9 protein-coding genes and 1 pseudogene are annotated in these 11,094 nt (G+C 33.5%); 5 read left to right on the top strand and 5 right to left on the bottom strand.

Translation table 11 applies throughout. The features are described from left to right. The first annotated feature begins 136 nt into the window (after positions 1 to 136). Positions 137 to 1,483, top strand: a complete 1,347-nt coding sequence (locus tag HKP48_RS10315; RefSeq protein WP_363928612.1) for an outer membrane beta-barrel family protein — start codon at positions 137 to 139, stop codon at positions 1,481 to 1,483. Between the two features lie 441 nt (positions 1,484 to 1,924). Here the strand turns inward: HKP48_RS10315 and HKP48_RS10310 are convergent, their stop codons facing one another. After that, complete coding sequence (locus HKP48_RS10310) at positions 1,925 to 2,935, bottom strand: beta-ketoacyl-ACP synthase III (RefSeq protein ID WP_296345527.1); 1,011 nt, start codon at positions 2,933 to 2,935, stop codon at positions 1,925 to 1,927. Between the two features lie 619 nt (positions 2,936 to 3,554). On the opposite strand from HKP48_RS10310, the pseudogene HKP48_RS10305 reads away from it, so the two are divergent. The 3 genes and pseudogenes from HKP48_RS10305 to rlmF all read left to right on the top strand — a co-directional run. Continuing rightward, positions 3,555 to 3,893 (top strand): annotated as a pseudogene (locus HKP48_RS10305) (prolyl oligopeptidase family serine peptidase); the annotation flags it as partial. 167 nt (positions 3,894 to 4,060) lie between these two features. Further along, positions 4,061 to 5,971 carry a molecular chaperone HtpG gene (gene htpG, locus HKP48_RS10300; RefSeq protein ID WP_296345525.1) on the top strand — a complete coding sequence of 637 codons (1,911 nt, stop codon included), beginning with the start codon at positions 4,061 to 4,063 and terminating at the stop codon, positions 5,969 to 5,971. 404 nt (positions 5,972 to 6,375) lie between these two features. Further along, positions 6,376 to 7,287: a 23S rRNA (adenine(1618)-N(6))-methyltransferase RlmF gene (gene rlmF / locus HKP48_RS10295; protein WP_296345529.1), complete on the top strand. Its 912-nt coding sequence runs from the start codon at positions 6,376 to 6,378 to the stop codon at positions 7,285 to 7,287. Positions 7,288 to 7,304: 17 nt separating this feature from the next. Here rlmF and HKP48_RS10290 read toward each other — a convergent pair whose 3' ends face one another. The 4 genes from HKP48_RS10290 to HKP48_RS10275 form a co-directional block, all read right to left on the bottom strand. Further along, positions 7,305 to 8,216, bottom strand: a complete 912-nt coding sequence (locus HKP48_RS10290) for a TIGR01777 family oxidoreductase (RefSeq protein ID WP_296345523.1) — start codon at positions 8,214 to 8,216, stop codon at positions 7,305 to 7,307. A gap of 64 nt (positions 8,217 to 8,280) precedes the next feature. After that, a complete protein-coding gene (gene mnmD, locus HKP48_RS10285; RefSeq protein WP_296345522.1) occupies positions 8,281 to 8,964 on the bottom strand; it encodes a tRNA (5-methylaminomethyl-2-thiouridine)(34)-methyltransferase MnmD in 684 nt (227 codons plus the stop codon). Between the two features lie 3 nt (positions 8,965 to 8,967). Further along, positions 8,968 to 9,423: a hypothetical protein gene (locus HKP48_RS10280; RefSeq protein ID WP_296345520.1), complete on the bottom strand. Its 456-nt coding sequence runs from the start codon at positions 9,421 to 9,423 to the stop codon at positions 8,968 to 8,970. After that, the gene (locus HKP48_RS10275; RefSeq protein ID WP_296345518.1) at positions 9,401 to 9,904 is read right to left on the bottom strand and encodes a DUF4920 domain-containing protein; all 504 of its coding nucleotides are present in this window, start codon (positions 9,902 to 9,904) and stop codon (positions 9,401 to 9,403) included. The genes HKP48_RS10280 and HKP48_RS10275 overlap by 23 nt, the downstream gene beginning before the upstream one ends. Before the next feature lie 118 nt (positions 9,905 to 10,022). Here HKP48_RS10275 and HKP48_RS10270 point away from each other — a divergent pair, with 118 nt between their 5' ends. After that, positions 10,023 to 11,093, top strand: a complete 1,071-nt coding sequence (locus HKP48_RS10270) for a branched-chain amino acid aminotransferase (protein WP_296345516.1) — start codon at positions 10,023 to 10,025, stop codon at positions 11,091 to 11,093. Position 11,094 lies beyond the last annotated feature (1 nt).

Raw genomic sequence — 11,094 nt, 5'->3', positions numbered from 1 at the left:
CTTATTGAAAAATCAGATATACAGAAAGCGAGTAAGGTGAGATCTACTAAAGGACTGAGTCTACATGTTTATGGACGATTAGCCGCAGCCTTTATAACACTAATATTTAACTCTTGATTCGCATTACAAATACGATATAGCTGAAGGACAAAATATTGAGCTAGAAGTTGACCATAATATTTTTGACAGTTCCGCTGACACTAATAATTTATTCTCTGGTGCACAACGACCAAATTTTTTAGAATTTACAAATACTGAACGAACGAGAACTACGATAAATTTAGATTATGTGCATCCGTTTTCTGAAACAGCAAAACTTGAAACTGGTTTACAAGCGCGACTATTTGAAAACAATCTAGGATACGGCTCTGACGGTCGTGTGAGAAACATGATCGGGAATTTTGTACCTACAGAAACTGTTTTCGATTATACTAGAGATATTTACTCGGCTTATGAGAGTTATGGTAAACAGTTAGATAAATGGTCTTATCAATTAGGTCTAAGGGCAGAAAGTGTGCAAGTTGACGCCTTTGCTGTGGATACTGATTTATCAAATAACACAACAACGAACTTTCCATTTGAGAATGATTACTTCCAATTGTATCCATCAATATTTGTTAACTATAAACCTTCAGAAAAGAACGCTTACCAATTTAGCGTAAGTCGTCGAGTAGACAGACCTGGCGTAGGTGATGTAAATCCTGTACCAGAATTTAACACGGCTTTGATTTCTGAATTCGGAAATCCAGAATTGGTACCACAGTTTACAAACTCAGCAGAATTCAATTATACCAGAAATCTTGAAAAAGGAAGTATTACTGGTGGTGTATTCTACAGAATCATAGAAGATGAAATTAATCAAGTTGTAATTGTAGACCGCTCAGATTTAACCGCTGGTCGTGTGATTTTAACTCGAGGAAATTTTGACACAACCAGTGCTTATGGTTTTGAATTATCATCAAATTACAAAGTAACAAAATGGTGGAGCTTAAATGCAAGTTTCGATTTGTATAACCAAAAACAGAAAGGTATTGCAGAGTCTATTGACCCAACTTTACCAAACCCAACAGAAAATGATATTAATGTTAATGTTGTAGAAGTTGATAACTTAATAATGAATTTTAGAATATTCAATAATTTTAAAGTCACAAAAAGTCTTTCATTATCTGCATTTGGGTTCTTTAGAAATACAGAAACAGGCTTAAACTTTGAAGTTGACCCTATTTACTTTCTTAACCTAGGTATGAGATACAGCTTCTTAGAAGACAATAGAGCAACCTTTAGTTTAAACTTTAATAATGTACTTAACACCCAAGAAGTTAGTGTGTTTAGTGCACGACCAATACCAACACAGGTAAACTTTGAAGGTGAATTTAAACAAATATTCGCAGGATTATCTTACCGATTTGGCGGCGGTAAGTACAGAGCTAAATCAAGAAAAAATCGTGATAATGATGAGAAAAATGATGGTGGTTTCTTCTAAACAATTTTATTTTAGTAGCCTTTCTTAATAGTTGATGGTTAGTGTTAGTGTTAGGTTATTAAAACGAAAACCCAAAGTAAAATTACTTCGGGTTTTTATTTGGCACACTGTTTGATCACTAATTTTGTAATGCTATAAATATCATAACGACTTACGCTATAACTAATTATAGTTTACAATTATTTGAGTTAGTCTTCAAAACATAAAACAAACTAGAGCATTAGATATAGTAAAATCGAAAAGTTGTCCGCTTTTGGATTTTTTTGTTAACCAGAAGTTAAAGTTTGCAATAAAAGATAAACGTTTACGTCTATATAATAGATAAGTTTTAAGTAATTAATGTTATATATCTTAGTTATAACATAGTGTTAGTTAAAGTTGGTTAATAGCAGAAAAAGCCGAAACTCCCGTTTCGGCTTTTATAGTTTTTAATTTTTCATATTACCACTTAATAATGACACTTCCCCAAGTAAATCCGCTACCAAAAGCAGCTAAAACAACGTTATCTCCTTCTTTAATCTTACCTTCTTCCCAAGCTTCAGTTAAAGCAATAGGTATTGATGCTGCTGTAGTATTCCCATAGCGCATAATATTGTTATACACTTGGTCATCACTTAACCCGAATTTTCGCTGTATAAATTGTGCAATACGTAAATTAGCTTGATGCGGAATTAACATATCTATATCTTCTTTGCTTAATTTATTTTTCATTAAGCCTTCCATGATTACTTCGCTAAAGCGAACTACTGCATTTTTAAATACAAATTGGCCGTTCATATGCGGAAAGTAACTTTCGTCACTAGGGTCGTTATCCGCCAAAATATCATTAACCCAACGTTTTCCCATACCCGGAGCAACTAAAACCAATTCTTCTGCATGTTCTCCTTGAGAATGCAAATGCGTTGATAAAACACCTTTGCTTGTGTCTTCTTCTCTAGTTAAAACAGCCGCTCCTGCTCCATCTCCAAATATTACGGTAACACCACGTCCACGTGTTGTTTTGTCTAACCCATGACTATGTAATTCACTACCAATAACAAGCACATTTTTATACATACCCGTTTTTATAAAATTATCGGCAACAGAAAGTGCATATACAAAACCAGAACATTGATTACGTACGTCTAAAGCACCAACAGTTTTTATATCTAATGCATGTTGAACTTGTACGCCTGGACCAGGAAAATACATGTCTGGACTAAGCGTTGCAAAAATTATGAAGTCAATATCGTCTTTATGTAAGCCTGCTCGCTCGATAGCTTGCTTTGCAGCTTTAACGCCCATGGTAGCAGTTGTATTACCATCACCATTTTTGACCCAACGACGTTCTTTAATTCCAGTACGCTCGGTAATCCACTCATCATTGGTGTCCATGAGTTTGGATAAATCATCATTTGTGACCACATTATCTGGGACATATTTGCCTAAGCCTATAATTTTTGAATTGTACATAATTTATTTTTAAGAGGAAATACAAATTTAACCATTTAAAGGCTATAGGAAAGTCTATTCGTTATGCATGCATAGTATTCTAAAAAGCCAATGGCATGGTTTAATTTTAACAATTGTATAAACGATAAAAAAGCATTTTCACTATCATAAAAAACAGTCTAAATTTTTGTCTAGCACTTTTCATATGTGCAAGTTATGCTCAGACGAGTTTAACGTATCAGACACCTTCTGATGAAATCCTTGAACTAGCAGATGTTGATTTAGCACCAGATGTACAAATTGACAGTAAAGGCCAAAACATGGTTCTTATTTACAGAAACCAGTATAAATATATTGCTGAACTTTCTGAAACCGAAAATGAGACTTGCAGATTTACGTATTAACCCTGTAACTAATATAGGGAGTAGAACAACGTTTTATAGTAATTTTAAAGTTAAAAAACATCTCAAAAAGTTGTAAAGCAGGTTACTTGACTACCAGAAAACCCTAGACTTTGAGGTTTTAGATGGTCTCCAGATGAAAGTACGATGGCCTGCTTAAACACTACCAATAAGGGCGTTGAAGTCTGGATTTTAGATGTAAATTCTGGCTCGGTAAAAAAGTTAACAGATGCCAGTATCAATGCAGCTATTGGGAAGCGTCAGAGATCTATTATAATATGTCACCTTTTATGCATGCCGATAAAATGAAAACCCCTTTACTTCTTATTCATGGTGTGGCAGATAATAATTCTGGAACTTATCCATTGCAAAGTGAACGGTATTTTAATGCCCTTAAAGGTCTTGGCGCACCTGTGAGATTGGTTATGTTACCAAAAGAAAGTCATGGCTATAGAGCTAAAGAATCTATTATGCATATGCTTTGGGAACAAGACCAGTGGTTAGATAAGCACGTGAAAAACAAAATGAAAGAAGAAAAGAAGATTGAAAATAAAAAGTCTAAGGTAAAAGGAAAGTAAATTTAAAAACAGATCAAAAAAAAGCCATTCATAAATATGAATGGTTTTTTTTATGTCAACTTGTCATTGATACAGACTTGGTATTTTATTTGAATACTAAAAATAAGTAAAAATAAATATCATAATTCTTATTTCTGCTCATGCAGAAGCAATAAAATTAAAATATCATGACAAAAGGAAACATTAATGTATCGGTAGAAAACATTTTCCCGTTAATTAAAAAATTCTTGTATAGTGACCACGAAATCTTTCTTCGTGAGTTAATAAGTAATGCGACAGACGCGACACTTAAACTAAAACACTTAACTAATATTGGAGAATCCAAAGTTGAGTACGGCAATCCTCAGATTGAAGTAAAGATTGATAACGATGCAAAAAAGCTTCACATCATTGACCAAGGTTTAGGTATGACAGCAGAAGAAGTTGAAAAATACATTAACCAAGTTGCATTTTCTGGCGCTGAAGAATTTTTAGACAAGTACAAAGACTCTGCTAAAGATTCAGGAATTATTGGTCATTTTGGATTAGGATTCTATTCTGCATTTATGGTGGCAGATAAGGTAGAAATCATTACTAAATCACACACAGATACTCCTGCAGCGCACTGGACATGTGACGGTTCTCCGGAATTTACTTTAGAGGAAGCTGATAAAACCGATAGAGGAACAGAGATTATTCTTCATATCGCAGAGGATTCGACTGAATTTTTAGAAGACAGTAGAATTAGAGAGCTTTTAAATAAGTATAATAAATTTATGCCTGTGCCAATTAAATTTGGCACCAAAGAAATTAATGACCCAGACTTTACTCCAAAAACTACAAAAGATAAGGATGGTAAAGAAACTACTGAGCCACACAAACAGATTACTGTAGACGAGATTATCAACAATCCTAATCCCGCATGGACAAAACAGCCAGCAGATTTAGAAGCAGATGATTATAAAAACTTCTACAGAGAATTGTATCCAATGCAGTTTGAAGAGCCATTATTTAACATTCACTTGAATGTTGATTATCCTTTTAATTTAACAGGTATTTTGTATTTCCCAAAGATGAGTTCGGATATGCAAATTCAAAAGGATAAAATTCAATTATACCAAAATCAAGTATTTGTAACAGATAATGTAGAGGGTATAGTACCTGAATTTTTAACTATGCTTCGCGGTGTTATTGATTCGCCAGATATTCCCTTGAATGTTTCTCGTAGTTATTTGCAAGCAGATGGCGCAGTGAAGAAAATTTCATCATACATCACGCGTAAAGTAGCAGATAAGTTGAAGTCATTATTCAACAATAATCGCGAAGATTTTGAAGCTAAATGGAATGATATCAAAATTGTAATAGAATACGGAATGCTTTCTGAAGAAAAATTCTTCGAAAAAGCAGATGCTTTCGCCTTATACCCAACAGTTGATGGTAAATATTACACCTTCGAAGAGTTGACCAATGCTATAAAAGCTAAACAAACAGATAAGGATGATAAAATGGTGATTCTTTATGCGTCTAATAAAGATGAGCAACACGCCTATATCGAAGCTGCTAAAAATAAAGATTACGAAGTCTTATTGTTAGACTCTCCAATCGTTTCGCACTTAATGCAAAAGTTAGAAACATCTAAAGAAAATATTTCTTTTGCTCGTGTTGATGCAGATCATATTGATAACCTCATTAAAAAAGAGGAGACTACGATTTCAAAATTATCTGATGACGAAAAGAAATCTCTAGACGAACTTTTAAAAGAAGTAGTACCTTCTGAAAAATTTATGGTACAGCTAGAAGCTATGGATAGTAGTGCATCTCCATTTATGATTACACAACCTGAGTTTATGCGTCGTATGAAAGAGATGCAACAAACTGGTGGCGGTGGTATGTTTGGTATGCAAAATATGCCAGAAATGTACAATCTTGTAGTTAATACAAACCATGAATTGGTTGGTGAGATTTTGAATACCAAAACAAAGAAAAAACAAGAGCGTTTAATTAATCAAAGTCTAGACTTAGCACGTTTATCACAAGGTCTCTTAAAGGGCGAAGAATTGACAAATTTTATTAAACGAAGCTATGATATGATAAAGTAATCAAAAGTATTTTTTAGTATCTCACTTGCATATAAGTAAAACCACTTTATAAAATCAAAGTGGTTTTTCTTTTTATAAGAATGTTAATTTTAGCTATAGTGTTTACTTTTTCTTAACTTAATTTACTTTTAATCACTACTAATGAAAAAGTGATAACCCTAAAACAAAAACTATTTTTAAAGATATGCCGCTTACTCCCGATGAGATAGACACATGAAAAAGAAATAACAAAAAAGTACGGTGCATATACCACTGCTTCTATAATAAAAAAAGACAAGAGAAAATCACTCATATATAGATATCCTATTGCCGTTAAATTCCTAAGAACAAACCCAAAGAAATCTAATGTGAGACGCCAAAAATTATGCTTAGATTTGGGACTAGATAGAAACATGTGCAACTAAATTTTGAAAAAGAAAACGCAACCATCAGCAACATCTAAGCTTCATTCAAGAAGCAAACATCACGGACGCTATGACTTTAATGTTTTAGTAGAGCATTCTAAAGAGCTAAAACCTTTTGTAAAGCCAAATAAGTACGGTAATTTATCTATTGACTTTTTTAATCCTAACGCCGTAAGAGTACTCAACACAGCATTACTTAAATATCATTATAATATTGATTATTGGGATATCCCAACACAACACTTATGTCCTCCAATTCCTGGCCGAGCAGATTATATTCATTACATCGCCGATTTAATTGAAGACACTTCCTTTAATACATCTATTAAGGCACTTGATATTGGCACAGGAGCTAATTGTATATATCCACTAATCGGAAATAAAACTTACGGCTGGCAATTTATAGGTTCTGATATTGACAAAAATGCTATTGCTTGTGCCAAAGTCATTATATCTAAAAATGCTTTAGAAAATGACATCGCTGTAAGATTGCAAGAAAACAAAGCACTTAAGCTAAAGGGTATTTTGAAGCCTGATGAACAAATTGATTTTGTAATATGTAATCCTCCTTTTCATGCTTCAGCAGAAGATGCTAAAAAAGCTACAATGCGAAAACTAAAAAACCTTAAAGGAAAGGACACCAAAAAATTAGTTCTCAATTTTAGTGGCCAACATAATGAGCTGTGGTGTAAAGGTGGAGAAGTGCGTTTTATTAAAGATTTAATTTTTGAAAGTAGACACTTTGCAAAACAGTGTCAATGGTTTACAACTTTGGTTTCAAAAGCTTCAAACCTTGAGAGTATTTACAAACATTTAGAAACGGTCAATGCTAGTAAAGTTAAAACTATTAAAATGGGGCAAGGTCAAAAAATAAGTAGAATTGTGGCTTGGTGCTTCGCTCCTATTCAATAACACAATTTGACTTCAACTTAATTTAAAGCCAATAAATCTTGTAAAGCTGGTTTTAAATGATGATACTTAAAATCGAAACCTTCTTGTTCAATTTTCTGAGAACTTACGCGTTGGCTTTCGAACAAGATAATATGCATTTCGCCTAAGACTAATTTCATTGCAAACTTGGGGATATTTGGTAAAATCAAAGAGCGACTAAGTACTGTTGCAGCAGTTTTTGTCAGTTCTGAATTTGTTACTGGGTTTGGCGCTACTGCATTATAAATACCTGTTAAGTCTTGTTTAGCGGCATAAACAAATAACCTTGCTAAATCTTCAATATGTATCCAACTCTGCCATTGCTCTCCACTACCAAAAGCTGCACCAGCACCAATTTTCATGGGTTTTATAATTTCTGGTAAAGCACCGCCTTTTTGCGATAAAACTAACCCTATTCTCAATTTGCAAACATTTATTCCTGATGTTGTAAATGCATCTACGGCCGTCTCCCATTGTTCGACGACTTCTCCTAGAAAAGTATCTGAAACCGTTTCAAAATCTTCTTCATAATAATTAGTTAACGATGATGGATAGAACCCAATAGCGCTTGCAGAGACAACTTGTTTAACAGGAAAGTTGTTTTTATTTATTGTTTTTTTAAGAAGCGCTGCAGTTTTGGTGCGGCTTTCTAATACTTCTTTCTTATAAGCATCGGTCCAACGCTTAGATATTGATGCACCAACTAAGTTTATTATAGAGTTAACTCCTTTGAAACAATCTTTATCAATTTCGCCTTTTTGAGGATTCCAATAAAAGCCTTTATAATTATCTTGAGTTTGGAGTTTCGATTTTGAGGTGGTAAGGTAATTAACAGCTATACCTTCTTCATGACAAAGCTTAACAATTTCTTGACCAATTAAACCTGTAGCTCCTGTAATTAAAACCCTCATATGTTTAAATCTTTGAACAAAGATAAGGGAGCTAAAAAGCTAGAAATAAGACTTTAGTTAAGTTTTAACGTTTAATAGCTCTTAGCATGTGACGCTTATTGGGTGGTCCTTCTAACCTTTGCACCTCGAAGCCAACAGCTTGCATAGCACGCCGAGCACTACCCATAGCAGAATAAGTAGTTAAAACACTATTAGGTTTCATAGCGTTGTACATGATTTTAAAAATCGTTTCTGTCCATAAATCAGGTTGAACACGAGCTCCAAACGCATCAAAATACACAATATCAAACTCTGAAATCGCTGTAATATCTTTGAAGAATTTTTTTTCTTTTTTGAGTTGAAAATGGTCAGTGATTCTTAAATTTTTCTCCCACAGTGAATTGTGAAGTTTTTCAAATTCAGTCTCATAATTTTCGGAAATTAATTCTGAATAATTTAAAGCTTCAACCTCTTCAGTTTTTACAGGATATGCCTCTACACCTACATAATTAATATTTAGACTTTGCTTTTCAGCTTCAATTAGTGTTAAAAAAGCATTTAAACCTGTCCCAAAGCCGATTTCTAAAATACTAATTTCGTTTTGATAAGATTTTGAAATAAGTTCTGAATAAAAATAAAGCAAACCATGTTTTAAAAACACATGATTTGCTTCATTAATTGCACCGTGTATGGAATGATATTGTTCATTCCAATCTTCTACCTGTATGGTTTTAGAACCATCAGCCGTGGTGATGATGTTTCGTTTCAATAGCTACTGAATCAATAATTTTTTAATTCTCGGTATAGGACCTACACATTCAGTTTTATGGCAAGCTATACAAAGATTGATTGTATTATTATATCTAGATTTTAAATTTGTTTGTGATAAAGAATCTAAAACATTTTGTTGAGCCTTTAAAAATGCTGGTGCGAAACCTCGAAAAGTTGCATTTCTACCGTTTGCATCTGTCATTTGGGCTGTATGGATTTTTAAAAAATCCTTTGGCATAGGCTTTAAGGATTCTCCCTTTACAATCGAAGCTTTTAACGATTGGTTATAATCGTAAAAGGCATTCATAAGTTTAGCCATTTCTGATGGCTGGTACATCACTAATGTTTCTTTCTCATCAACTTGTGCTTGCTCTTCATTATCTTTACAACCTAAAACAAAAAATAAACAAATTAATAGTGCAGAAACCTTAAATCTATTGTTTAAGTAGCACTCCATCTGCAAGGAAAGAAAATGTTCGTTCTGGCTCAGTAATTTTAGCAATCTCTTTAGCAGACTGACCTGCATCTTCAGCGTAATGCTTTAAATCATCAACCGACGTTTCTGAAACAAAGGCCTTACCATTTACAACCACTTCTCCTGTAGCATTTAAAGGCATAAAAAAACCGTAATCTTTAAAAGTAACACGAACAATCTTATCGTCTCCCATATCTAACTTCATCCAACATCCTTTTTTAGAACATACTTCCGAGATTGTACCTCTCATTTTTGCGTTGACCGTATCGCCTACTTTCATAGACTCATAGTGCACCATCATTCGCTCCGATGTCAGTGCATCACTATCGGTAATTTTATCTCCAAAACTATTGTAGGCTATATCTTTAGTTTCTATTTGTTGTTCTGTTTCACTAGTCTTAGTTTCGTTATTACATGAAACTATTAAAACTGTAATTATCAATAAGTTTAAAAATCTTTTCATTTTATATCTATGATTTTTGTTAATAAATTGTTTTACGAATTTACAAAATTTAAGGGAATCTTAGTCTTTACAACGGTAATGATTCTGTACTTTTGCAACACCAAAAAAAATTCAAAACATGAACGTCATAACGTCTAACAAAATCGATATAGTAAAAGCAGAAACATCAAAAATTACCAGTGTTGATTTTGATAATTTAGCCTTTGGTCTTGTATTTACAGACCATATGTTTCTTTGTGATTTTAAAGATGGAAAATGGCAGAAACCTCAGATAATGCCTTATCAGGCTATGTCTATTGAGCCTTCTGCTCGTGTATTCCATTATGGTCAAGCTGTTTTTGAAGGCATGAAAGCTTATAAAGATGAAAATGATAAGGTCTTTCTATTTAGACCAGACCAAAATTTTGAACGTATAAATAAGTCATCAGTACGTATGGCTATACCTGAATTTCCTAAAGAATATTTCTTTGAAGGGCTTGAAACGTTATTGAACCTTGATAAAGATTGGATAAAGTCTGGGATTGATAATTCACTATACTTAAGACCTTTTGTTATAGCAACAGAACCAGCAATTTCTGCATCTCCAGCAAATGAATATCGTTTTATGATTATTTGTTCTCCTGCGAAAGCTTATTATAACGAGCCTGTGCGAGTTTTATTCGCAGAAAAATATAGCCGTTGTGCTGATGGTGGTGTTGGTTTTGCAAAAGCTGCTGGAAATTATGGCGCACAGTTTTACCCAACTAATTTAGCACAAAAGGAAGGCTTTCAACAAATCATTTGGACTGACGCAAGTACACATGATTATTTAGAAGAAGCTGGAACAATGAATATCTTTTTTAGAATTGGAGACAAACTCATAACTGCTCCAAACAATGACAGAATTTTAGATGGTGTAACTCGTAAAAGTGTAATACAACTTGCTGAAGATTTAGGCATAGAATGTGAAGTAAGACGTGTTAGCGTAACAGAAATCAAAGAAGCCTCTAGAAATGGTAGTTTAAAAGAAATTTTTGGTGCTGGTACTGCAGCTGTGATAAGTCCAGTATCTGCTTTTGGGCATAACTGTGAAGTTTTTGAAATTGTTGAAAATGAAAATTCTTATGCAAAGCTTTTCAAGTCTACATTACTTAATATTCAACATAACCTTGCAGAAGATAAGCATGGCTGGAGACATGAAGTTATCTAAA

The organism is Winogradskyella sp. (genome assembly GCF_013042245.1).
Taxonomy (GTDB): domain Bacteria; phylum Bacteroidota; class Bacteroidia; order Flavobacteriales; family Flavobacteriaceae; genus Winogradskyella.
This window is presented reverse-complemented; position numbering and strand designations above follow the sequence as displayed.